The organism is Sulfitobacter noctilucae (assembly GCF_000622365.1).
Taxonomy (GTDB): Bacteria; Pseudomonadota; Alphaproteobacteria; order Rhodobacterales; family Rhodobacteraceae; genus Sulfitobacter; species Sulfitobacter noctilucae.
The window spans coordinates 309,432-333,423 of the sequence record NZ_JASC01000013.1 but is presented as its reverse complement, the minus strand read 5'-3'; the positions used below and the strand labels follow the sequence as shown (position 1 = coordinate 333,423).

16 protein-coding genes and 1 tRNA gene are annotated in these 23,992 nt (G+C 57.5%); 4 read left to right on the top strand and 13 right to left on the bottom strand.

The window, feature by feature from the left end:
* Positions 1 to 38: 38 nt before the first annotated feature.
* Positions 39 to 1,292: a tRNA (N(6)-L-threonylcarbamoyladenosine(37)-C(2))-methylthiotransferase MtaB gene (gene mtaB, locus Z945_RS0108345; RefSeq protein WP_025051648.1), complete on the bottom strand. Its 1,254-nt coding sequence runs from the start codon at positions 1,290 to 1,292 to the stop codon at positions 39 to 41.
* On the bottom strand, positions 1,289 to 2,131 hold the full coding sequence (dapF, locus tag Z945_RS0108340) for a diaminopimelate epimerase (RefSeq protein ID WP_025051647.1): 843 nt from the start codon (positions 2,129 to 2,131) through the stop codon (positions 1,289 to 1,291). Before dapF ends, mtaB begins: the two co-directional genes overlap by 4 nt.
* Before the next feature lie 96 nt (positions 2,132 to 2,227).
* Here dapF and Z945_RS0108335 point away from each other — a divergent pair.
* Positions 2,228 to 2,303: transfer RNA gene (locus Z945_RS0108335), tRNA-Lys, on the top strand.
* A 120-nt stretch (positions 2,304 to 2,423) separates the two neighbouring features.
* On the opposite strand, the gene Z945_RS0108330 is transcribed toward Z945_RS0108335, so the two are convergent.
* The 9 genes from Z945_RS0108330 to gph form a co-directional block, all read right to left on the bottom strand.
* Entirely contained in the window at positions 2,424 to 5,519 is a 3,096-nt protein-coding gene (locus Z945_RS0108330; protein ID WP_025051646.1) for a hypothetical protein, read from the bottom strand.
* 12 nt (positions 5,520 to 5,531) lie between these two features.
* Entirely contained in the window at positions 5,532 to 9,119 is a 3,588-nt protein-coding gene (locus Z945_RS0108325) for a coiled-coil domain-containing protein (protein ID WP_025051645.1), read from the bottom strand.
* Between the two features lie 140 nt (positions 9,120 to 9,259).
* Entirely contained in the window at positions 9,260 to 10,942 is a 1,683-nt protein-coding gene (locus tag Z945_RS0108320; protein WP_025051644.1) for a hypothetical protein, read from the bottom strand.
* 234 nt (positions 10,943 to 11,176) lie between these two features.
* On the bottom strand, positions 11,177 to 12,103 hold the full coding sequence (locus Z945_RS0108315; protein WP_025051643.1) for an HAD-IIA family hydrolase: 927 nt from the start codon (positions 12,101 to 12,103) through the stop codon (positions 11,177 to 11,179).
* The gene (phnE, locus tag Z945_RS0108310; RefSeq protein ID WP_025051642.1) at positions 12,067 to 12,882 is read right to left on the bottom strand and encodes a phosphonate ABC transporter, permease protein PhnE; all 816 of its coding nucleotides are present in this window, start codon (positions 12,880 to 12,882) and stop codon (positions 12,067 to 12,069) included. The genes Z945_RS0108315 and phnE (Z945_RS0108310) overlap by 37 nt, the downstream gene beginning before the upstream one ends.
* On the bottom strand, positions 12,882 to 13,703 hold the full coding sequence (gene phnE, locus Z945_RS0108305) for a phosphonate ABC transporter, permease protein PhnE (protein WP_025051641.1): 822 nt from the start codon (positions 13,701 to 13,703) through the stop codon (positions 12,882 to 12,884). Before phnE (Z945_RS0108305) ends, phnE (Z945_RS0108310) begins: the two co-directional genes overlap by 1 nt.
* Complete coding sequence (gene phnC, locus Z945_RS0108300; RefSeq protein WP_025051640.1) at positions 13,700 to 14,500, bottom strand: phosphonate ABC transporter ATP-binding protein; 801 nt, start codon at positions 14,498 to 14,500, stop codon at positions 13,700 to 13,702. Before phnC ends, phnE (Z945_RS0108305) begins: the two co-directional genes overlap by 4 nt.
* 72 nt (positions 14,501 to 14,572) lie before the next feature.
* Positions 14,573 to 15,547 carry a phosphate/phosphite/phosphonate ABC transporter substrate-binding protein gene (phnD, locus tag Z945_RS0108295; RefSeq protein ID WP_025051639.1) on the bottom strand — a complete coding sequence of 325 codons (975 nt, stop codon included), beginning with the start codon at positions 15,545 to 15,547 and terminating at the stop codon, positions 14,573 to 14,575.
* 75 nt (positions 15,548 to 15,622) lie between these two features.
* Entirely contained in the window at positions 15,623 to 16,273 is a 651-nt protein-coding gene (gene gph / locus Z945_RS0108290; protein WP_025051638.1) for a phosphoglycolate phosphatase, read from the bottom strand.
* 173 nt (positions 16,274 to 16,446) lie between these two features.
* On the opposite strand from gph, the gene Z945_RS0108285 reads away from it, so the two are divergent.
* Positions 16,447 to 18,195 (top strand): sugar phosphorylase, encoded by a 1,749-nt coding sequence (locus tag Z945_RS0108285; RefSeq protein WP_025051637.1) that lies wholly within the window; start codon positions 16,447 to 16,449, stop codon positions 18,193 to 18,195.
* On the opposite strand, the gene Z945_RS0108280 is transcribed toward Z945_RS0108285, so the two are convergent.
* Positions 18,192 to 19,412: a glycosyltransferase family protein gene (locus Z945_RS0108280; protein WP_025051636.1), complete on the bottom strand. Its 1,221-nt coding sequence runs from the start codon at positions 19,410 to 19,412 to the stop codon at positions 18,192 to 18,194. The two genes, Z945_RS0108285 and Z945_RS0108280, sit on opposite strands and share 4 nt — an antisense overlap.
* On the bottom strand, positions 19,405 to 20,334 hold the full coding sequence (locus Z945_RS0108275) for an HAD-IIB family hydrolase (protein ID WP_338152103.1): 930 nt from the start codon (positions 20,332 to 20,334) through the stop codon (positions 19,405 to 19,407). The genes Z945_RS0108280 and Z945_RS0108275 overlap by 8 nt, the downstream gene beginning before the upstream one ends.
* Before the next feature lie 356 nt (positions 20,335 to 20,690).
* Between Z945_RS0108275 and urtA the strand changes: the two genes are divergently transcribed.
* Both urtA and urtB read left to right on the top strand, forming a co-directional pair.
* The gene (gene urtA / locus Z945_RS0108270) at positions 20,691 to 21,965 is read left to right on the top strand and encodes an urea ABC transporter substrate-binding protein (RefSeq protein WP_025051634.1); all 1,275 of its coding nucleotides are present in this window, start codon (positions 20,691 to 20,693) and stop codon (positions 21,963 to 21,965) included.
* 67 nt (positions 21,966 to 22,032) lie between these two features.
* Complete coding sequence (gene urtB / locus Z945_RS0108265) at positions 22,033 to 23,988, top strand: urea ABC transporter permease subunit UrtB (protein ID WP_025051633.1); 1,956 nt, start codon at positions 22,033 to 22,035, stop codon at positions 23,986 to 23,988.
* Positions 23,989 to 23,992: the final 4 nt, after the last annotated feature.

Here is a 23,992-nt window from a genome sequence, read left to right as displayed (position 1 = left end):
TCTTTTCAACCCGGTTGCATCGAACCGGTTGTCTTTTATCAAACCTGCAAACAGGTTCCGGACATCCCTTTGATCCGCGCGTGAACGATTGCGCCCTCGGTCTGCGGTGTATCGAACAGGGTCTCTGTAAACTGCTCTGTGCGCCCCATTGTCGGGCTTTCCATCAGAATATGATGCTCCGCGCCAACTTGCCGGGCCAGATGCGCCTGAACACGGGCCTCACCCGCTTTGCGCAATTGTGCCGCGCGTTCCTTGATCACCGCGCCATGCACGGCGGGCATCCGCGCCGCTGGCGTGCCGGGGCGGGCGGAATAGGGAAAGACGTGCAGCCAGGTGAGGTCGCAATCTTCCACCAATCGCAGCGAGTTGTCGAACATCGCGTCCGTCTCGGTCGGGAAGCCCGCGATGATGTCCGCACCAAAGGTCATGTCCGGGCGCAGCCGCTTGGCCTCCTGGCAAAAGGCAATGGCATTATCGCGCAAGTGGCGCCGCTTCATCCGTTTTAGGATCATGTCATCCCCATGCTGCAACGAGAGGTGCAGGTGGGGCATAAGTCGTGGTTCATTGGCGATTGCCGCCATTAGATTTTCATCAACCTCAATGCTGTCGATCGACGATATGCGCAGGCGCGGCAGGTCCGGCACCAGCCGCAGGATACGCATCACCAGATCACCCAAGCGTGGAGCAGCGGGTAGATCGGCCCCCCAAGATGTCAGATCGACACCCGTGAGCACCACCTCGTTGAACCCTTTTTGAACAAGCCGCTTGATCTGATCCACCACAACACCTGCGGGGACCGAACGCGAATTGCCGCGCCCAAAGGGGATGATGCAGAACGTACACCGGTGATCGCAACCATTCTGGACCTGTACATAGGCTCTGCTGCGGGTGCCGAACCCGTCGATTAGATGTCCTGCCGTTTCGGTCACTGACATGATGTCGTCGACCTGCATCGCCTCAGTCTCGCCGATAAAGTCAGCGGCCAGTCCGGACCAGGTATCGGCCTGCATCTTTTCGGTGTTGCCAATGACGGCGTCGACCTCGTCCATCCGAGCAAAGGTTTCCGGTTCGGTTTGGGCAGCACAGCCAGTTACAATCAAGCGGGCGTCGGGGTGCGATTTGCGCAGCTTGCGAATGTCCTGACGCGCCTTGCGCACGGCCTCGGCGGTCACGGCGCAGGTATTAACAACAATTGCGTTCTCAAGCCCTGCCTGCCCGGCGAGATCTTTCATCGCCTCAACTTCGTAGGCGTTCAGGCGACAGCCGTGATTCGAGAATACCGGAGCACTCACGACAAACCCTCCAGAAATTCCGGCGTCAACGTGCCGCTGAACACATGTGCGGTTGGTCCGGTCATCCAGACACCATCGTCGCGCCATGCGACCTCAAGGCTGCCGCCATCCAGGTCCATGCGCACGGCGTTCCCCGTCAGTCCGCGCCGCGCAGCCGCGACCGTTACAGCGCAAGAAGAGGAGCCGGACGCCAGAGTCACGCCGACACCCCGTTCCCACACACGCATGCGTATGTGATCCGGGCCGACAATCTGGGCGACCTGTACGTTGGTGCGTTCAGGGTAAAGGGGATCATGTTCGATTCGGGGGCCGAGTGTTTCCAGATCCACGGCCGACACATCATCGACAAAGAAGCTGCAGTGGGGATTGCCCATACCCGTGGCAACCGGTGCCCCCTCGATCGGCAGATTCAGCGTATCGACGTCATGGCTCAGGGGAATGTCCTGCCAGTCAAGCTGTGGATGGCCCATATTTACCGATGTTATCCGGTTGCCCATATCCTTCGCCGCCAGATCGCCCCGGTCCGTTGTCAGATGCAGCAGGGCCTTCCCTGTTTCGTCCATAAGGAACCGCGCAACACAGCGCGTGGCGTTGCCACATGCCGCAGCGGTAGAGCCGTCAGCGTTATAAAACGTCAGATGCGCGTCACCACTGCCCTTCGTGATCACGGCAAGCTGGTCAAAGCCGACTCCAAAATGCCGATGGCTGATTCCCTGTGCCAAAGCCGGAGTTACCGCATGCGAATGCGCGCGCGCATCCACGACGACAAAGTCGTTTCCCAGCCCATGCATTTTCATGAAAGGCAAACCGGATGTCTGATTGGTGACCATGCGCCGCATATAGACTGCCCTGTGCGACATATCCAGCATGTGGTCGTAATTTAAGACGTTATGGGCTTGACCCTTTCGGCTTCCCTTTCTAAGTACACCCAGCGTGGGCCGTTAGCTCAGTTGGTAGAGCAACTGACTTTTAATCAGTAGGTCGTTGGTTCGAACCCAACACGGCTCACCATTTTCTCTATCTCGATAGACGTAAGCAGTTTAGGTCCGGTAGGCAGTATTATGCGGTCCGATTAAGTGTGGCACACTTCACATTCCCCAGTGAGCCAGAGGTAGGCTCCCTCAGATGGGATCATGCATCATCGTCACTGTCCTCATCGCTATCGTCATCGGTGTCGTTCTGTTGCACCGCAACGATCGGCGCGGCGGCAGAATCGGCCTCTGCCTGGGGCAGGTTCAGAATGGCCAATGCGCGGAACGTCTGTGCGATATCAGACATTTCGTCGTGCCGGTCGGATTTGCCCGCTTCTACGGGCGCATAGGCCTCCATTTGCGAGATCACGCTATTGAGAAGTGAGATTGTGGTGTTCGCGCAGGTGCGCCGCTTCTCGATATCGTCGGGCGCAGGGGCTTTGGCCACGCGCCATGCCTTGTAGTTCTTTTCTCCCTCCCATGCCGCATCCAATTGGGCCATCAGGCGGTCCATGCCCGGTGTCTTGGCCGAAGCGGGATCAAGACGCGGCTCGGCTGACATCACAGCGGCGGTTTTGGTCTCGAACCAAGAGGCGGAGGTCAGTTCAGGCCTTCCCGGCTGCCACTTCTTGGGTTGCCGCTCAACATGCATCACAACGGGGTCCTCATTCATCTCGTTTTCAAGATAGTTCACCAGCTTTTTGCAAACGTCCTTGTCGTCGGCCAATACAGATGGGGAAAGGCCGGAAATGCGAATCGCTTCGATGGCAGAGGGGTCTTTCTCCATACAGGCCCCATAGGCGATACAACATTTCGCCAACGTCGAATTCAACCGCAGCGCTGCCCGGGCTGCTTTACGGTTCGCTGGATTGCTGCGTGCCTTTTTGTAGGCATTCCAGCCATTGGTGATCTCGACTTCCTTGTTCATCTTATAGCCGTAGTCGACCAGCGCAGAAGTCATCGTAAGCGACGCGCCGATGATCGTGGTGGTGCCGGTGATATCGAAACACTTGGCGATTTCATTGCCCAGTTTCACACTGTCGAGGATCAGCTTGACGCTCTTGTGGCTGAGGGTGATCCGCGCGTTGGTCAGCGTTTTCTCAATCGCGGGGCTGTAAGCCGATCCGGCGCGAAAGGCGACTTCCATGCTATCGACCCATTTGTTGTGCATGGTGACCGCTTTGCTGACGCAATAGATGTCAAATGCGACGGCTTGTGCGGCGACCACCGCACCGGCACCGGGCACAAAGGACGCGGTGATTGCGGCAGCACCGGAAGAAACGCCGTTAATCAACTCGGCCCGCGTTCGCAGGGCGGACGTATTGGCGATGGCACGATCAATAGCCTTGAGGTTCTCGGCGATCTGGTCGGGTTCGCCTTCCATGGCGGCTTCGGGCGTGGCCTGTTCGTAAAGCTCACCGTATTCGCCCATGTCGTGATCGAATTGCGCAAACATCGCGGCGACGGCTTCGGGGTCGCCAAACTGCTCTTCCAATTCGGCGGCGGCTTTGGCCTGCTGCGCCTCATTAATTTGCGCCTGCATTCTCTTGGCAAATTCTTCCTGCGCAGGATCGATGACAGGCGGCTCACTGTCTTCCATCTGTTTTAGCAGGTCTTCGCTGACAGAGGCCACATTGCTGTCGACGGCCGCTTGCAGGGCGGCCATTGCATCGGCGCGGGCTTTCTTGGCATCCGCAAGCGCTTTTGCTTGATCTTCGGCGCTGGCGTTTGGATCGCCCACGCTTTCCATATAAAGCCGCTCTTCGGGCGAGGCATTCTTGTATTCCTCTGCCGTAACATCCTTGCGCACACCATCAGCGATCAGGCCGGACACAGCGGCGGCGCCGTCCATGAACAACGCCCCCCCCAAAAGCAACGCTGCCTGATTGGGCTTGCCTTCGATCATCAACTCAATCGCGCGTTCCGATTTACCGGTCAGCAGGATCAGCGTACGGACGCTGGCGCCCACCATGATCATATCGGCCTTGCGGGAATTGTCAGTCTCAAGCGCTGCGGCGGATTGGATGGCCAGCTGCACCGCATCGGCGAATTGCTCGATCATCTGATCGACGATCTTGCGGCGGTCGCCTGGCTTGGCCTTAATGACGGTCACGAGGGTCGGCACCATACGGCAGGCGGACAATCCGCCCAAAACACCGGCTTTAATCGCATCAGCGGTGCGCATCTTGGCCTCGCCCTCATCGGTGTTCATCGAATCCGATACGCCGACGATCTCTGTAGCGATCGGTCCGATCCCGGCCGCGACAACAGAGGTAAGCACCTTAATGGATTGGTCAGCGAATTTGGCCCAGTTCGCTTCTTCGCCCCTGGCATTTTCTTCAACGCCAGATTTGACCAATCCAAAACCACCGGTCAGAACGGTGCCCCCAAACTTCACAAATGCTTCCTGTTGCTGCAATTGCGCCCGCTCTAGCTTGAGCGCCTTAGTATCGGCTGCTGATGCCGCTGAGCCGTCAAGTTTGGTGCCATCGTCAATGGATTTGTTCAGATCAGCCATTTTGTCAGCATTGCCGATGGTGACACTGCTGCCGACGATGGTGTTGACGACACTCAGGGTATCGCCCGCGATGCCAAGCCCGCGCAGCAAGTCTTCTTTGCCGTGAGAGTTCTTGGAGTAATCGTCGATCCTGTCCTGATAAACCTCCGCGGCACCTTTGAAAGCAATCGCCTGTTCGGAGAATTTCTGCGGCACGAGGTTTTCGGGAATGGTGCCTTCGCGGACCAAGGGTGCCCAAAGCTCGCGGCGGATGTCCTCGTCCTTGAACATACGGTTGCCGGTATCGTCCAACTCGTTCGCCATCTGGTAGGACAGCCCCATCAGCCGGTCAAAGGCTGCGGTCAGCGCATTCAGCGTCTCCTCGGGCACTTCGACGTTGTCCTGACCCACGTCGGCAATGGTATCCACCTCGTGATCCGCGCGCATGTCATGGCCGAAATAGGGCAGATCGCTATCGTCGGCTTTCCATTTCATAGAGAGCAGCTTGCCCTCTGGCCGGCGCATGATCTTGTCCCAAAGGTTCGCTTGCTGGCGTGTGTCCAGAGTGAAGTCCTGAGCAGCCAGAATATCCGCCTTGCCGACGGCCAGATCGGATTCGGGGCCGAGAAAAAACTCAAGTCGCGCCTCGCGTTTGGTGAAGGCCGTGACCGGATTGCCGTCCGCGTCCACTTCCGGGTCCGCCAGAGGGGCATTCGATGTTTTGACGATCCAATCTGCTTCGTATTCGCTCAATGCCATGGGTCGCGTTCCTTATGCTTGTTCTTTGGGGTCAACACTGACCAGCACGGCCACTTCGACCTGATGCAGGGCGGTCCGCACCAGGCTTAGATCGGTGCCGAGATCGAAGGGGTTCTTGGCGTAGATCTGCGTTGCGGGGTCCATCTCAAGCGCAGTGCGCAGCTTGCGCACCTCGCTAAGTGCTGCCTCGCGCCAGGTGACGCGCTTTTGCTTGTCCGGCGTTTCAGAGGCGTTGTCGGCGTCGATGTCTGTTGCCAGTCTTTTCAATGGACCCACATCGTAAACCGAAGAAACGCGCGCCAGATCAGCCTTGATGATGTCGATCTTCGGATTGTATTCCGTTTTCGCATCATCTGTATCCAGCTTGGGCCGGATCGTCGTTTCTGCCAGCCCGGTTGCGGTGGTTTTCATCCGTTCAAGGAAATTCTCAAGCACCGGCAGCTTGTCGGTAATCTTGATGTTCTTGGGCTTCACCCGCTTCCCGCTCGCAGCTTCTGTAACCTTCTCGGTCAGCGTCTCCAATTCGCGCTCGATCTCTTCGAAATCACGCATAGCGGAACTGTAGTCTTCGTCGGCATCTGATTTGGACTTGGTTCCCTTGCGACGGGTCGCCAGTGCATCAAGGTCTGACGCCAGTTGTTGTGCAATCGCGTTCTTGCCTTTCTTGCCAACCAGTCTTTGCTGTTCTTTGATCGCGTCCTTCAGCTCTCTGTTCTTTACCAGATAAAGCCGGCGTGCCTCATGGTCGTTGTAGGCGGTCACCGCGCTTTCTTTCAGTGTTTCGAAAAGCTCTATCAATTTGTCCGCAAGGTCAGAACCAGTGGCCGTCTTGATATTCTTCATCTTGGTATAGAATGCCAGCATCTCCGCTTTGATGGCGGCGAGCTCATCCTTGGCATCATTTACGTTTGTCCCGACTTTCGAGGACAGCTTTTTGTAGGCTGTTTCGGTCTTGTTAAGCCACGGGCCAGTCATCTCTCTGCTGGAAAAGATTTTCGCGTTGGCGGTGTAGAATTCCTTGAGTGCTGCAAACTGTTTGCGCGCCCGTACCAATTTCTTATTGGTGGCGTCGTCGGCACCATCGGACGAGCCTGCAAAGAGCGTATCAGGATCGCTTTGCAGCATCTCCTCCATCAGCCTGCCGACCGCAATTGCATCGGGCGATTTGCCCTTGGCACCCTTCAAATCTTTGATGATCTTACCATAGACGGTGCGCTGCGTATTATACTCTGTCCTGACCGCTTCGGCGGCCACTTCCAGCGCGTCAATCTCGACCTTGAAGGCTTGAGCCTTGGTTTTGGCCACGCTGGGACGTTCGGACAAATAACTGTCCTTGAACGCTTGATAGCGGTTCTTTGCCTCGCCAAGATTGTCCGGCAGAAATTCAGCCATTGTGCCTTTTTCGATGATCTTGTCACAGTCCTTCAGGATGGCTGCGATCTCGGGGAAGAGCGTCAAACCTTGATTGCCGATTTCCTCCATCAGCTCTTCTGTTTCTGTGCTGTAGCGGGCAATCGCCTCTTCACTGCCGGGGGTGCCGGATTCAGCCATCATGCGCAAAGTTTCGCTTCGGGTATGCAGTGCTTGGAGCACTTCCATAGGGATCTTTTTCGCAGTCTTCCCGGTATGTTGTGCGTGATCCTCCCCGCCTTTGCCCTTGCGCTCCATCACAAGACGGTGCTTTTCAAACCCGCCATTCCCATCGCTAACAGTGAGAATTTCGTCGCGCCGGATCAGCTTTTTCCGTTCTGATTTGGAGTAAGTCTTGCCGGGTTCTTCAATGATGTCGCTGTCGGTGATTTTCTTGGTTTTCATGAACACGTCGAGCCACTCGTCGACCCGTGCCGCGTTCTCGTTCGCTTTTGTCTTGGCTTCTGCCAAGGCGGCTGTCTCTGCCGGAGGCGGGTCCAAGGCTTCCATTCTCCGGCGTAGTGTGTCGACCTCTGCTGCGTGCAGCTCCGGTGTATCCACGAAAGCATGCGTCTTTTCCGAAGCCTGAACCGCCGCAACAAGCGTCTTGGCATCGGTGATGATGGTTTGCGCATCATCAACGCCCTGGCCCCAAAGGTCGCCCAATTCGCCAAGGATGACCGTCAGCTGATCCAGCAGCTTTTGCGCCGGAGAGGGAGGTGGAGGCGCAGGAGCAGGCAATTTTAGTATGTTGCGCGCGCTGGTAAATTTCTGTCGCAAAATCCGCACTTCTTCGTGCAGCGCAAAGGCGAGGTCGGTACGGCCAGCGTTGGCAAAATTCATCGCTTCGTCGAGCATCTTTTCCAACGTTGTCAGTTCAGATGCGGATAATTCTTTCATCCGGGGTTCATCTGCGGTGAGACGCGGGATGATGACATCGCGTTCTGACGCTGCCACCAACATCACACGGGTGGCGTCGATTTTCTCTGTGATCTCGCTCAACGAGAACAGCTCGGAGGGGGCGTCGTAATCAGTGCGGTGCCCATAGACCGCGCCTTCCAGCAAATGTGCCAGATGAACGTCAAGCCAGTCCGCGGCCTCGCCATCCGCAAGAGCCTGAGCGCGTTTTTCGGCTTCCTCGGCCTCACCAGCGACAAGCAGCAAGACCCGCTCCCTCTCTGGCTGGGCCTCCTGAAATGCGGTCAATTGAGCGTCGCGCATGCTGATTTGATTTATCAACGCCAAAAGCGCTGCCTTTTCCCCACGCATCCTCTTTTGCTCGGCGGGGGATGCGGTGGCCATCTTTGCCGCAAGGGCATCAAGCTCTGCATTTTTGGCGACCAGTGCGGCTTCGACTTTTTGGGCTTCTGCGGCGATGCCTGCCATACGGGCTGCTTCAACCTTGACGGTATCGGTTTCGCCATACTTTTCGCTCAACTGCGCCTGAATGTCGTCCAGCGTGGGCGCAGGTTTGCCGATGATATCTTCAATGACCGTGATTTGCACATTGGCAGCCTGCTCGAACGCGGCTGTGACGGTCGCGCAATTGGCTTCAAAGTCGTTTGGCTTGACGCCCGGATCGGCGGCTTGACTGTCCACCAATCCGCTGATGTCGGTCCGCGCCGCCAGCAGCGTTGTTTCGTAGATGGCAATCGCCGCTTCGCGGGCACGCACATCGTCCGGCAACAATTTGAGGGCGCGGGCTTCGGCAAACACACGCGCCGCAACGACACCGTGATCTTCCAAGGCAAGCAGCACCTCTTCAGCGTGGGCTTCCTTTTCGCCCTGAAGTTCTGCCGCTGCGTCCCGGCGATCAACGCCTTGCTGCTGGCGTCGTGCCAGCATGTCTTCCAGCGATTGCAGGTTTGTCGCGATATCAGCGAAATCAGGAATTTCGCGCTGTTTCAGCATCTTGGCACTGTCTTTGATGCGCTGATTCAGGGCCTCCTGATGCCCGGTTAAACGGGTGCGGTTGATCTCTTCCGAAAAGGTTTCATCGGTCGCAGCCATCTGTGTGATGGTCTGTTCGATCCGGTTGATCTGTTTGAACAGCGGGCTGACGGCGGCGTCGAAATCAGAGTTGAACGCCTCGTTCTTCTCGCGGGTATCCTTGAACACCCCGCCGCTGCGCAGGTATTTCTTGAGGAACTTCTGTTGTGTTGATGTCAGATCGGCAAAATTCTTGGGCACAGCATTGCTCCGCAAAGTAAATTATGGGGGCCCGAAGGCCTGAAAGAAAAAAATCGTTAAAATATCTGTGGCGGCAGCACGCAAAAATGCTGCGGCTTGTCAGGTTACGAATTTATCTATGGGCTGCGCTGATGCGGGCATCAGGCGGCCTCGGGTGTCTTGTTGATTTCTGCTGCGACTGCATCCAGGGCGGACAACGCTTTTTTCTGCACGCTGACACTGGCAAAGCCGTTGTTATCGTCGATCTCGGCAAAAATGCCTTGTTCCAGCTGGGTTTCCAGATCGTTGATGATGGCGATGCAGCTTTGCTTTCGGGTGGCGATATCAGCGGGGTCCGTGGCTTCGGCCAGTTTGTTCAGCGCGGTCTCGAGCGTGTCGGTGATCGGGTCGAGATAGCTTGCAAGCTCTTGCGCGGCGCTTTCGATCCCTTCGACATCACCACCTTTAAGGTCTGCGATGATCGTATCGGCAAGCGTCTTCATCTCGGCCTGTAACGCGGCCTTGGTGTCGCGCCATGTGATACGTGCTTTAGAAAAGTCGATTGCGTTAACGCGCTGTTTCTTGGCTTCATCCGCACCAACCCGGGCTTCCGCTGCTTCATCCAACATCGCTTCAAGACGTTTGCCGATGTTGAGGGCTTTTGCGAAGTCGCGCGCAATGACCGCCTCCTCCGCAGCCATTTTTCTGGCGCTCAGTGTTGATGACAACGGCCCATCTTGTTTGATCTCTGCAGTGACGCGGGGCTCCAGACTGGACCAGAGCGCTGCCCATTCCTGCTCCGCGTTATCGCTTGTTTCGGCAGGTGCAGCGGCAACCTCTGCTTCGACCCGGTCAAAGGTCGCAGTGGCGGCATTCAGGTCACCCGCCTTGATCTGTCCGACGCCCTTGGCAAATTCGGCCATCAGCGCCTTGCTTTGGGCGGGGTCCGGCAAAGCTGCGATCTGGTCGCGCAGCGTCTTGGCGCGCTTGGCTAGATCGGCGGGTCCGTCCGCTTTGGGCGGTGCTGCCGCTTCCAACGTGTCACAGACGGCGGAGATTTTTGCGGTCGCGGCTTGAGTCTTGGGCAGATCACCGGCTTTGAAAAAATCGACCGCCTGTTTCATCGGTTTGGCGAGCCTGGCCGCTTGTTCGGGTGGCAGCGCTTTGACGCGGCCACCGACGGCGACCAGTTCAGCCTGTATCGCCTTGGCATCAAGTTGCGGTGTGGCTGGTGCCCCTTCAGCTGCCGCTGCGATCTTGGCCAAAGCGGCTTCAAGCTTTTGCAGGTTCGCCTCAGCGCCCGCACCGTCGCCCGCTTTGATCAAACCGGCGGTGTCTGTGAACAATTTACTCAGTGGCTTGATCAGGTTTTCCGGCGCCGCTTGCACCTTGGGTTTGCAAAGGTTCAACCGCGCAATCAGATCCTTCTGGTCAAAGGCGGGTGGGATGTCTTCCCCGTCAGTAATCTCTTCATCGGGATCATCCGGAATGTCGGTGATATCGGAATCGACCACCGCGCCGTTAGCGTCCAGAACCTCGATGTTCATCGTCAGCTTTTGCGTCTTGAGATAACGCTTCAGTTTTTTGGCGATGCCCGGAACCACCTGTTCGCAGGTCAGGGTCATCTGCTTGCCTTCGACCGTGGCCATGCCAAAGGCAACCTTGCTGCCCTCTCCGTTCTTTTTTGCGTCACGACCCAGCAGATCGGCAGGTTTTTTGCGGTCCATACCGAAGTAATGATCTTCGTCGTTCTTGGCAGGATTGAACGCAAAGGCCAGCGGTTTGCGCTTGGCCAGCGTGATAAGTTTTTTAAGTTCCGGCCCCTCGACCTGATATTCGGACATGAGCAATTTTCCACAAAGATGGGCATTAGCCCAAGGAATTGAATAGATTAAATACTGTCGCACAAGGCCATCAAAACGGGCCCTTACCAAAGGCTATGCCGAGAGATTGAGTCGCGCCAAGAGTTTTCTCGAAACGCTTTGCCCAGCTCTGCCGCATCATCTCGGCATCTGAGCTTTGGTACCCTGCGGAACGGGAGCCGTATGTAAACTGGATCACACCGGCCGCTTGGCCTGCTAGGGCCGCGCCACGATATAGTCAGGGGTGATACCACTCGCAGCGATAGGTCCGGCCACGTCGCTGCCCCCGAAGAATCCGTAACCCGAGATCAGAGCGGTTTTCACCCCGGCGGTTTGGCCGCCCAGAATATCGGTATGCAGGCTGTCGCCCACCATCACAATCCGAGAAGGATCAGGAGCGTCAATGCGGGCGAGGGCCAGATCGAATATGTTCTGGAAAGGTTTGCCAAAGAACTGTGGGGCAACGCCTGTCTGATCCGCAATCCGGTGGGCAAAGCTGCCCGGCTCAGAGGAAAACCCGGTCTCGCGGGGGGCTACGATGTCGGGGTTCCCGACATAGACAGGCCGCGAATCACGTTCCAAAGATGCGCAAAGCAGGCTTTGCCGTTCTTCTGTCCAGACCGCACTGCCAAGCAACAAGAAGGCCTCCGCAGCGTCATAGGCTCGGGCGTCCTCGGCCAGATACGTCAGGTCGATCCCGTCTAGATCGGCGCGGCCCAAGCTCTCGGTTGCCATCAGTCCCCAGTGGCGTTCAGGCTCCTGCTGCACGGCGGCCAGCACGGCTTTGCGGCTGGTAATCACATCGTCGGGGTCAAATTCGTACCCCAGCTTTGCGTATTTCTCGATCAACTTGGCATGGGGAAACCCGGCAGCGTTCGACACGACGAGCACCCGTTTGCCCGCCTTTTGCAACCCCGCGACGCGTTCAGGCACGCCGGCAATGGCGGTTTCGCCGATGTTCAGCACGCCAAATGCGTCCAGCAAGAACACATCGATCTCATCCGTCAGAGCATCCAGCGTTGCGACCTGTTGGCCAAGGCCGGCGGACCGGACCGGCGGCAGCCGATGCCGGACAGCCTCATAGGCCGCAAATGCTTCGGTCCGGTTCAAATGATTGCTGCCCGCACCTTGGCCGACACCCATTCGGAGATCACAACAGCCGCAAGGATGACCAGCAGGATCAACGACACCTGCGGCCATGCCAGCACGTTCAGCGACGATGACAGCTGAAGGCCGATACCGCCCGCGCCAACAAGGCCCAGTACGGTCGATTCGCGGATGTTGATGTCCCAGCGGAAGACGGCAATGCCCGCAAAGGCCGGCATGATCTGGGGGACGATGCCGTAGGCCATGACCTGCCAACGGGATGCGCCGGTCGCGGTGATGGCTTCGACCTGAGTGGCGTCGATCTCCTCGATCGCCTCATACAACAGCTTGGCGCAGAACCCGATGGACCGGATAGCGATGGCCACCACTCCGGCAAAGACACCCGGCCCGATGATCGCAATGAGCAAGAGCGCCCAGATCAGGGAGTTGATGGAGCGTGTCGAGACGATGATCAGCAGCGCAATCGGGCGAATGAACAAGGCGGAAGGTGTGGTGTTGCGGGCGGCAAGAAAGGCGACCGGAACGGCCAGAAAAAGCGAGATGATCGTGCCCAGTGTCGCGATGTTCAGCGTGTCCCATATGGGTTTGCCCAACTGGCTGATATATTCCCAGCGCGGCGGGGTTGCACGGGTCCAGATATCCTGGGAAATGCGCGGTGCATCCCAGACAAAGAACCATGTCGTTGCGTTTGAAATCTGTTGCCAGCAATAGGCAAAGATGGCGATGCCCACCAGCCAGATCAGCCAGTGAAACAGGCTTTCACGTCCCGAGCGGCGTTGCCACACCTTCAGGCTCCCGTTCTCGCGCACTGGCATTATTGAACCCTCGCGCGGATGACACCGGACAGGTATTCCAGTGCCATGACGATCACGATGATTGAAATCAGGATGGCCGCTGCGGTGTCGTATTCATAGCGGTCAAACGCGGTGTTCAGCGTGGCACCGATGCCGCCCGCTCCGACCAGCCCCAGAATGGCGCTTTCGCGGAAATTGATGTCGACGCGGTAGATGCTGAGCCCGATCAGGCGGGGCATCACCTGCGGTTGCACGCCGTAGTTAATCCATTGCGTCCACTTGGCTCCCGATGCCTTGATCGCTTCGGCCTGCACGCGATCCATGCTTTCGATATCTTCGGCCAGAAGTTTCGACAGAAATCCGATGGTGGCAAAGCTGAGCGTAAGGAACCCGGCCAATGGGCCAAAACCGAAGATGGCAACCAGCAGGATCGCGACGATGATCTCCTGCAAGGCGCGGCTGACGGCGATGATGCTGCGGCAGATCAGATAGATGGGCAAGGGTGCTACGTTGCGTGCAGCCCCCAGTGCGATGGGGATTGAAATGGCGATACCGACCACTGACGCGGCGACGGTCATCACAATGCTTTCGATCATACCTTCCCAGATGTCGCCGGAGCGTGAGGTGAAGTCGGGGCTGGTAAACGCCAGCACAAATTGCTTGCCGCGCTCCAGTCCGTCATAGACGCGTGACCAGTTCACATCGATGGTAAGGAAGGCAGCGATCAGATAGGCGATAAAGCCGATGATCAATGTCCAGCGCAGCCAGGGCCGCTTGATGAAAGGTGGTTTGCGCCAGGGTTGGCCGATGGGCAGAGGCGCTGCGGTACTTGGGGCGCTCATTCTGCGGCCTCGACTGCGGTTTCTTCGTCTTCGTCGACGGGGGCAATTGTCGCCTCCCAGTCTTCTTCGCCGTAGATCGTGGTCAGCACCTCGGGTGTCAGCCCTTCGGGCGGGCCGTCAAATTCGACCGCACCAAAACGCAGGCCGATCACCCGCTGCACGAACATCTGGGCAAGCGCCACATCGTGGATGTTGATGATCGCGGCCAACCCGCGTTCGCGACACAGCTCGCAGATCAGGCGCATGATTTGGCGTGATGTTTTTGGATCAAGCGAGGCGGTGGGTTCGTCGACCAATAGAACTGCAGGGTTCTGGATCAGCGCGCGGCAAATGCCCACGCGCTGGCGCTGTCCGCCAGACAGCTCATCCGCGCGCTTATCCGCCATATGGGCAAGGCCCACGCGGTCGAGCAAGCGGAAGGCTTCGTCGACGTCAGACTGTGGGTAACGCCGTAGAAAGCTGCGCCAGAACCCGACATAACCAAGACGACCCGACAGCACATTTTCCATGACCGAGAGGCGTTCAACCAGCGCATATTCCTGAAATATCATGCCCATGCGGCGCCGTTCGCGGCGCAGGCCGGAAGAGGACAGACCGGTCAATTCGGTCCCGTCGAGCCAAACCTTGCCGGTGGTCGGTTCCACCAGGCGGTTGATGCAGCGGATTAATGTAGATTTGCCCGCCCCAGACGGCCCGATCAACGCCAGAACCTGCCCTTCGGGAATATCCAGATCGACAGCTTTCAGCGCCTGATCCCCGGTTTTGTAAGTCTTTACCAGCTTCTCAAGTCGCAACATGAAAGCACCCCCCCCTGAATATGAAACCGGGCGGGCTGCATGGCCCGCCCGGTCAATCACCGTGATTATCTATTATTCGCAGGCGTAGCTGACGCCGTTGGCTGAATCAATCTTGCGAATGACGTCCCAGAATTCCTTGTAGGTCATCTCAAGGAACTGGCCCTCGTTCGATTTTTCGAACTCTGCCTGAAGCGATGTGCCTTCCCATTCAAAGTTGAAGAACGCGTTGCGAATCTTGTCTTTCAGCTCAGGCTTGAGGTTATAGACCGTGCCAAAGCCGGTGGTCGGGAATGTCTGTGATTTATAGATCACCTTGACGTCATCTTCGCTGATCACATCGCGGCTGATCATCCGTGCCTTGACCGAGTTTGCGATAGAGGCAGCGGGGTAGTCCTTGTTGGCGACACCCAGGATCGAATTGTCGTGCTTGCCCGAGAATGTCGGTTCAAAGTCACGCTCTGCTTCCAGACCGAATTCGGATTTCAGGATCGCCGATGGGGCCTTGAACCCGGAGTTCGATGTAGGCGAGGTGAAGGCAAGTGATTTGCCTTTGATATCTTCGACCTTTTCGATGCCGGAGCCGGGATAGGTGATGATCTCCATCTCATAGCCGAAATTGCCATCTTTGGACGCCATGATCGTGAAGGGGTGGAAGCCTGCACAGTTCACGGCCAGCGGGTTGGACCCGGTGTTGAAGCCGGCAATATGCAACCGGCCCGAGCGCATCGCTTCGATCTGTGCAGCGTTGCTCTGGACGGGGAAGAACACAACATCCTTGCCGGTTTCCTCTTCGAGATGGGTCAGGAAATCGGACCAAGCTTCTTTGTAGACCGCGGGATCTTCGACGGGTGTGTAGGCAAAAATCAGCGTGTCCGGGTCAAGCTGGTCAGCCGCATCTGTCGGCGTATCCGCAATCAAATCGCCGTCAACATCGCAGAAACGCGCGTCGAGATCGCCATGAGGGCAGTCCTGTGCGGATGCGGATGTGGTCAGGCCCATCGCGACGCTAAGTGCTGCACCGGACAGAAGTGTTGTCATAAGTTTCATGTAAGGTTCCTCCCTGCCGCGAAGTTAGTCGCTAAACCAACCAGGCACAAAGTTTTTCTGGCCGCGCGAACTGAATTAAACAGGCCACTCCGTTTTCCAGTCATCGAAGGTAAACAGCGGTGGTGTTCCTGCGAGAGGGGCGTTCAGATAACCGCCTGTAAACAAGGCGAAAGCTACGTCGGCATTCTGTGCAGTCTGCTGATCAACCGTGCTGTCGCCGACATAGAGAGTAGACGCCGGTGTCCCTCCCATTCGCTTGATGACGTCAAAAAGGGGCGCTGGATCCGGTTTTTTTGCCATACCATCCTCGGCCCCTGCGATCACGTCGAAGTACGGTTCGAGTTTCAATGCACCGCAAATGCTTTGCGCCGGGCCGTTCGGTTTGTTGGTGCAAATCCCAAGAGGAATATTCAGCGCTTGCAGTTCGGCAAGGCGTTCTTCCACGCCCGGATAAATCGTTGTTCGGCTACAGGGATCTGCATCATAGATGCCGCGAACGCGCTTCAGTACTTTGTGCATCGTGTCTTCATCGGTGTCGCCTGTGGCGGCGACACTCTTGGCGACAAGGTTCTCAACGCCGTTGCCGACAAAGGAGGTAATGGTGGGCAGATCCAAAGGTGCCCTGCCAATCTCGGACAATGCGGTGTTCACGGCGGCATGCATGTCAGGCGCGCTGTGGATCAGGGTGCCGTCGAGATCGAAGATAATGGTTTCAAATTTGGTCATGCGGTGGGCGTACTGCATTCACCCTGCGACCAAAAGAGACAATCCGAACGACGGCAACATCACTTACCTGTCAAACAGGTCGACGGAATTCCACGCTGGCGCTATGCTGCATATGCAGAAACTTTCTGGCCCGCTTGTGCTGGTGCCAAAGCAACAGGACGCCGTCGCCCGGAATGAAAGAAAACACCGCTTCTCTCAGCATCCGTATCGCGCGGTTATTGCAGCAGATCTATCCCGATCTGGATGCCGACATTCTGTCAAGTATGGTAATTGATGCCTTCTGGCCCGAGGGCACAACGCGGCGCAAAAGGGCGCGCGTGCCTAGCAATTCACTGTGGTCCGAACAGGATGCGCTGCTCATTACATACGGCAATTCGATCGTGGACGGGGTGCACAAGCCCCTCGATCTGCTTTACGATTTTTTGCTGCGATACCTGAAGGGAACGATGAATGCGGTGCATATCCTGCCGTTCTTTCCCTATACATCCGATGACGGGTTCGCCGTGTCCGACTTTCGCGCAGTCAATCCTCAGTTGGGTGATTGGCCCGACATCCAGCGGATTGCCGGTTCGTTCCGGCTGATGTCTGATCTGGTGCTGAACCATGTGTCCAGTCAGGGCAATTGGTTCAATGCCTACCTCCAGGGGCATGAACCCTATGACCGGTTCTTTTTCGAAGCCTCACCCGAAGATGACCTAAGCGCCGTCGTACGCCCGCGCACCACGCCATTGTTGCGCGAAGTAGAGACAGTGAACGGCACGCGCCACGTCTGGTGTACCTTCAGCCACGACCAGATTGATCTGGATTTCCGCAACCCCGAGGTGTTGCTCGAATTCCTGCGCATCATCCGCCTGCATGTGGACAATGGCGTAGGGATCATCCGGCTCGATGCCGTGGCATTCTTGTGGAAGGTGATCGGCACCAACAGCATTCATTTGCCCCAGACCCACGCAGTGATCCGTTTGATGCGCCTGTTGTGCGATCACGCGTCCGAAAAGATCGTCTTGCTGACCGAGACCAATGTCCCCAAAGCGGAAAACCTCAGCTACTTCGGGGAGGGGCGCGAGGCGCATGCGATCTATAACTTCCCGCTGCCGCCGCTGATCCTGCATGCGATGCTTTCAGGCAGTGCGGAGCATTTGCGCCGTTGGCAACGTGCCATGCCACCCGCGCCGATGGGGTGTACCTATCTGAATTTCACCGCCAGCCACGACGGCATCGGGATGCGCCCTGTTGAGGGGTTGCTGCCTCCCGAAGAGGTCGACCGCGTTATCGAAACGGTCAAGGCGGACGGCGGGCTTGTGTCCATGCGGACGCTGCCGGGTGGCGGGGAAAGCGCCTATGAGCTGAACACAACCTTCTATGACGCTATGGAGCGGACCTTTGACGGGCCGGACAACCACCACCATGCGCGGTTCATCTGTTCGCAGACCATCGTGATGTCACTGGAAGGTATTCCCGCCTTCTACATTCATGCGCTGTTGGCGACGCCCAATGATCACGAACAGGTTGCGCACCGTGGTATGAACCGGGCGATCAACCGCCATCGCTGGGATTACCCGACGTTGCGTGATTTGCTGGATGACCCGGATACACCGCAAGCGCGTGTGTTGGAGGATCTGTCAGCGCGGCTGCACATCCGGCAAAACCAGAAGGCCTTTCACCCCAATGCCACACAGTTCACCCTGCGGCTAAGCGATGAGCGCATTTTGGGCGTCTGGCGGCAAAGCCTTGACCGCAGGCAAAGCATCTTTGCCCTGCATAATGTCAGCGGGGATACAGTAACGGTGCCTGATGCCGATTTGAATCTGATCGAAGATGTGAAATGGGTGGACCTGCTAAGCGGGGAGACAGTGGTGGCGGACCCGGATGGCATCACTCTGGCCCCCTACCAATGTGCATGGATCACGAATTGGACCTAGCTGAACTCTGCCTCGTCTGCTGCTGCCGCTGCATGTAGATCAGACAGGAACGACGGGTCGGCCGAATGCACGCGGTTCCAGGTGGGAATGAAGGGTGTCTCGTTCGGGTTATCCAGAAACGACTGACCCGCGCGCATCAGGTTCTCGGCAAACAACTCGATTGCGCGTTCTTCTTGGTGGCGGTCGATGTGCAGGCCGTTCATCTGAGCATCGTTGTAATAGGCTTCCAGCAGGTCCAGCGCGCCCCGGTAGTATGTCGCCTTGAGCGTGCGGAATACGTTCGGGGTAAAGACCACCCCTTCGGCAGCCAATTTGCGGAACACCGCTTTGCAGATGTCGGTGGACATGCGGCTGAGGCCCGCGTTTGCGTCTTCTTCGCTCAGATCCTGATGCTTGTGATCGTATGCATCTGCGATCTCTACCTGACAGACAGCCTTAGGTGCCAGATTGCGCCATGCCTCTGACAGCACGCCAATCTCCAGTCCCCAGTCGGAGGGCACCCGCAAGTCGGGCAGCATGGCCGTGCGCATCGCGAACTCACCCGACAGCGGATAGCGAAAGCTGCGCAGGTAGTCGATATAATCGCGGTCGCCGACCACACGTTTCAGCGCTATCAGTAAAGGGCTGACCAACAGGCGCGTGACCCGTCCGTTCAGTTTGTCCTGACCGATGCGGGCATAGTACCCTTTAGCGAGTTGGTAGCTGAAGTTCGGGTTCGCCACGGGATAGATCAACCGCGCCAGCAATTCGTTTGTATAGGTGACGATGTCACAATCATGGATCGCCATGACGGCGCTGTCCTGACAGGCCATCAGATAACCCATCGCGGTCCAGACGTTCTTGCCCTTGCCCGGCTCGGACGGAGCGAGGCCCATCTCGTTCAGTTGCTGGCCCAGAGCCAACATGCGCGGGCTGTCGTTCCAGATGACGATATGATCCTGACCAAGATCACGAAAGAATGCCTTGGCATGGCGATATTGCGCTTCATTTGCGCGGTCCAGTCCGATGATGATGCGGTGTAGATAGCTGACCTTGGACAGTTCCGCGACGATCTTGGGCATCGCGGGGGTTTCGAGTTCTGAATAAAGACAGGGGAGGATCAACGACATTTTGCGGGTTTGGGCAAAGGTCTGAAGCTCGTAGGTCATTTCATCCAGCGAGCGGGTGCGCAGATTGTGCAGCGTTGCGATATGTCCGTTCTGATGGAAATCAGCCATGAAGTGTCCGTCCTTCTTTCAGTTCCAGTCGCGCGATCAGATCGAGCATTGCGATGTTCCAGCCGTCCGGCCCCCTGGCCGTTGTGCGAATGATCTTGCCGCTGTCTTCGCCGGAAAGCGGGGGCAAAGTCGCGCTGTGCGGGTTTGCAACCACGATACCAAAATCGGCAGCCTCCAGCATTTCTATATCGTTGGGCGCATCGCCTAGGGCGACCGTATGCTTCGCTTGATACTGCGATGTGATCTCGATCATCCGGTCTGCCTTTGTCCCTCCGAAGGACAGCGTAAGAAATCTGCCGCCCTCCCGTGCTGAAATGCTGTGGCTTGCCAGGAAATCAAGGAAGTGGTCCCGCTGCGTATCTGTGCCCGACCATAATCCCGGCTCGGAATAGTCGCGGTGTGCGGCGAGTGCTGCTGCTTCGTGCGATAGACCTGTAACCGCTGCGATCTGGCTGACATCCATATCCCCAAAGCCCCGGTAGTGCGTCCGCAAAGCTGGGGGCGTTTTGGCCAGGATTGCCCTCAGTTCTGCGTAGCGCGCTGTGTCATCTGTTGTCTGCGCACCTGCGGCCAAGACACCGCCGCCGTTCTCCACGATCGCAGGCCATCGGGTGAGGTCGAGCGCGTCGCGCAACTCTACAATCTCTGCTGCGGTTTTGCTGCTTGCAAGGACCACCCCAGCGCCTATGTCGCGCAGTTTGCGCAAAGCGGGGGCCGCCGCGTCCCAACGGTAAGTGTCATGGTCGATCAGCGTACCGTCGATGTCGGTAAAAACGAGAAGAGGAAGATCAGCAATCATCGCCATCATTGTGTGGCCGGTGTTTCCGACCCGCAACCGGAAAGCGGTATAGACCGGCGCGCGATGCCCCGGATGCGCGGAATTAGCGCCGCGCTGCTCGGGATCAGGCATGGCTGTCGGCATCAATAACAGCCTCCCTTTTAGTCGTCTCCCTCTTAGAAAACGGGCGATGAGGGACAGCTGCGTGCTGTTGCTGCCCATTCGCGGTGCAGTTTACCCCTGAAGTGCCTAAAAAATAGGCAGTCGGGCGTTATCGTTGGAACTGACACCCATCTCAATTGCCGCAGTGCGGCGAACTGGGGACGATGCCCCATCTCCGCGCGTCGAATCGGCGCTGAAACTGGGGGTGTGTGACGACCGGATGAATTGGACCTCAGCCCAGCCGCCACACGGATCGCAACAATAAGTTGCAGAGAGTAGCTAGTGCTGCCGTCCGGTCGGGACAAGGTGCTTCGGCGCTCTCTGCGAGGAGTTATCACATGAAAACAACATCTGCTCTTGTTACTGCCCTGACAATAAGCGTCGCCGCGCCGGCGATGGCTGCTGATTGCCCGATCAAGGTCGGTGTGCTGCATTCCCTGTCTGGCACGATGGCCATTTCTGAAACCACATTGAAGGACACGATGCTCACGCTGATCGACCAGCAGAACGCCGACGGGGGTGTGCTGGGGTGCCAGCTTGAGGCTGTTGTCGTGGACCCGGCATCCGATTGGCCGCTGTTTGCGGAAAAAGCCCGCGAATTGCTGACGGTGCACGAGGTCGACGTAATCTTTGGCAACTGGACAAGCGTAAGCCGCAAGTCCGTCCTGCCCGTGATCGAAGAGCTGAACGGCCTGCTGTTCTACCCCGTGCAGTACGAGGGCGAGGAAAGCTCGAAGAACGTGTTCTACACTGGCGCTGCGCCGAACCAGCAGGCGATCCCGGCCACGGATTACTTTCTCGAAGAGCTGGGCATCGAAAAATTCGCGCTGCTGGGCACCGATTACGTCTATCCGCGCACGACGAACAACATTCTCGAAGCCTATCTGCAATCCAAGGACATTCCTGACAGCGATATCTTTGTGAACTATACGCCCTTCGGTCATTCCGACTGGTCCAAGATTGTTGCCGACGTGGTGGCGCTGGGCGCAGATGGCAAAAAGGTCGGCGTGATCTCGACCATCAATGGTGACGCCAACATCGGGTTCTACAAGGAGCTGTCGGCGGCTGGTATTTCTGCGGATGACATCCCCGTGGTTGCCTTTTCTGTGGGCGAGGAAGAACTTTCTGGTTTGGATACCAGCAACCTTGTCGGTCACCTGGCGGCGTGGAACTATTTTCAATCTGCCGACACGCCTGCGAACACCGAATGGATCGCGGCGTGGAAAGAGCGCATGGGTGAAGAGCGTGTGACAAACGACCCGATGGAAGCGCATTACATCGGCTTCAACATGTGGGTGAACGCGGTCGAAGCCGCAGAAACCACCGATGTGGATGCTGTCCGCACAGCGATGTATGGTCAGGAGTTTCCAAACCTGACCGGCGGCACAGCAGTGATGTTGCCGAACCACCACTTGGCCAAGCCTGTCTTGATTGGCGAAATCACAGCCGAGGGTCAGTTCGACATCATCAGCCAGACCGAAGAAGTGCCAGGCGATGCGTGGACAGATTACCTGCCGGAATCAGCCAAGCTGACCTCCGATTGGAAAGACCTTGATTGCGGTATGTACAACACCGAGACGAAGACCTGCGTGCAGACTTTGTCTAACTACTGATCGCAAGATCCGGGCGGGCGCGAATTTCGGCGCCCGCCTGTTCTCAAAGTATTTCCGGAAAGACCTGATGAAAAACCTGCTGTTTGCAGTGCTCGCCCTGCTGATGATGTCCCATGTGGTTTCGGCGCAACCGCTGACCGTTCAGGACGTTCTGCAAAGCCAGCGCGAACTGATCGAAAAAAGCTCGCGGCGGACGATTGGTCCGGCGATTGATGCATTGGTCGACAGCGGTTTGCCGCAGATGCAAACCGTGCTGGAGCTTTGGCAGGCCAAGGAGATATGGCAGCGCAAGGCGGACGGGCTGTTTTTCACCGCAACAAAGAATGATGATGGCAGCTATACTCTGCGCGATTTCGAAGATGGTGCCGAGGTGGGAACGGCGCCCTCAACCGATCTGAAGCAACTGAAGCCCAACAGCGGGGTGCGCGCCATGATCGCCACCGCATTGGTGCAGTTCCAACTGTCAGATCCCGACGTTACCAAACGCCGCGATGCGCTGGATTCGATTGCGCGTGATCCCGGCCCCGATTTGCTTGCCCCCCTGCGGGCTGCGATCCCTGATGAAGCCGACCCCGACATTCTGGCCCGCAAGACTCGTCTCGAACGGTTGATGACGATGGCCTACGACAATGATGCAGAAGCACGCGTGGCAGCAATCAACGACATGTCTGGCGATCTGGGCGTCGATTTCCGCGCCACATTGAACCCGATCCTCAGCACTAAACTGGTGGCCGCACCTGCAGGTGCACCGCCGGATGGGAATATCGCCGCAGAATTGTCGCCGGGCGGTGACGCGCTCTCCTACTCAGGCGCATATGCTCTTCTGGTCGCGGAAGACCTCGTCCCGGTTCAGATCAGCGCAGATGCCCGTGATGCCGCCCTTGAGGCCAACATCGAGGGTGGCCGCGTTGGCGGCTTTCCGGTGGCGCAGCTGAATACCGAAGCTGCACGCGATCAGGCCTATGGTGTTCTGGTCGATCAAGGCCTTGCAGCGCCGATGGTTACGCCCAAGGATGTTGAGGCCAGTCTCGCGGCCTACCGCTTTTTCCAAGTCTACGATGAACCTTCTGCGGAAGTGACTGAAGCCGCCGAAGCCGCCCTTGCCGCGTCAGAGGGGCGGGTCGCCGTCGGACAAGCCGTTGATCTGGGCCTCGATGCTCTATCGCTGATGTCGATTTATTTCCTCGCAGCGATTGGCCTTGCCGTCACTTTTGGCGTGATGGGCGTGATCAACATGGCGCATGGTGAATTCATCATGATGGGCGCTTACACGGGCTATGTGGTGCAGCTGTTTGTGCCCAATCATACCGCGTCGATCCTGATTGCTGTGCCCGTTGCCTTTGCGGTGACCTTTGCTGCCGGTGTGGCACTGGAACGTCTGGTGGTGCGCTGGCTTTATCACCGTCCGCTTGAAACATTGCTGGCGACTTTCGGTGTCTCCATCGCTTTGCAGCAATTGGCCAAGAACATCTTCGGCACACAAGCCCGTCCGCTGACAGCCCCCGCTTGGCTGGATGGGGCGTGGGTGATCAATGATGTGGTCGCAATCAGCTATATCCGTATCGCGATTTTCATCCTCGCTTTGCTTTTTCTGGCGCTTTTCCTCTTCATTATGAAGCGCACCCGGCTGGGACTTGAGACCCGCGCCGTCACGCAAAACCCCCGTATGGCTGCCAGCATGGGGATCAATCCGGACCGCGTGAACATGCTGACCTTCGGGCTGGGGTCGGGCATTGCCGGCATCGCGGGCGTGGCAATTGGGCTGTTTGCCAAAGTCACCTCGGAGATGGGCAGCGATTACATCGTGCAAAGCTTTATGACCGTGGTCGTGGGCGGCGTGGGCAATATCTGGGGCACGCTTGCGGGGGCGGCGATGATCGGCGGTTTCCAAAAGGGCGTCGAGTGGCTCAACCCGTCGAACACACTGGCAGCTCAAACCTATATGATCATCTTTATCATCATCTTCATTCAGTTCCGGCCACGGGGCATCATCGCCCTCAAGGGCCGTGCAGCGGGGGATTGACGCC

Coding starts and splice junctions, on each gene's coding strand:
- Z945_RS0108280 (WP_025051636.1), bottom strand. CDS start 19,412: ATGGCTGATTTCCATCAGAACGGACATATCGCAACGCTGCACAATCTG.
- Z945_RS0108315 (WP_025051643.1), bottom strand. CDS start 12,103: ATGGGTGTCGGCCAAGGTGCGGGCAGCAATCATTTGAACCGGACCGAA.
- phnE (WP_025051642.1), bottom strand. CDS start 12,882: ATGCCAGTGCGCGAGAACGGGAGCCTGAAGGTGTGGCAACGCCGCTCG.
- phnE (WP_025051641.1), bottom strand. CDS start 13,703: ATGAGCGCCCCAAGTACCGCAGCGCCTCTGCCCATCGGCCAACCCTGG.
- Z945_RS0108285 (WP_025051637.1), top strand. CDS start 16,447: ATGAAAGAAAACACCGCTTCTCTCAGCATCCGTATCGCGCGGTTATTG.
- gph (WP_025051638.1), bottom strand. CDS start 16,273: ATGACCAAATTTGAAACCATTATCTTCGATCTCGACGGCACCCTGATC.
- urtB (WP_025051633.1), top strand. CDS start 22,033: ATGAAAAACCTGCTGTTTGCAGTGCTCGCCCTGCTGATGATGTCCCAT.
- phnC (WP_025051640.1), bottom strand. CDS start 14,500: ATGTTGCGACTTGAGAAGCTGGTAAAGACTTACAAAACCGGGGATCAG.
- Z945_RS0108320 (WP_025051644.1), bottom strand. CDS start 10,942: ATGTCCGAATATCAGGTCGAGGGGCCGGAACTTAAAAAACTTATCACG.
- Z945_RS0108275 (WP_338152103.1), bottom strand. CDS start 20,334: ATGCCGACAGCCATGCCTGATCCCGAGCAGCGCGGCGCTAATTCCGCG.
- phnD (WP_025051639.1), bottom strand. CDS start 15,547: ATGAAACTTATGACAACACTTCTGTCCGGTGCAGCACTTAGCGTCGCG.
- urtA (WP_025051634.1), top strand. CDS start 20,691: ATGAAAACAACATCTGCTCTTGTTACTGCCCTGACAATAAGCGTCGCC.
- Z945_RS0108330 (WP_025051646.1), bottom strand. CDS start 5,519: ATGGCATTGAGCGAATACGAAGCAGATTGGATCGTCAAAACATCGAAT.
- dapF (WP_025051647.1), bottom strand. CDS start 2,131: ATGCGGCGCATGGTCACCAATCAGACATCCGGTTTGCCTTTCATGAAA.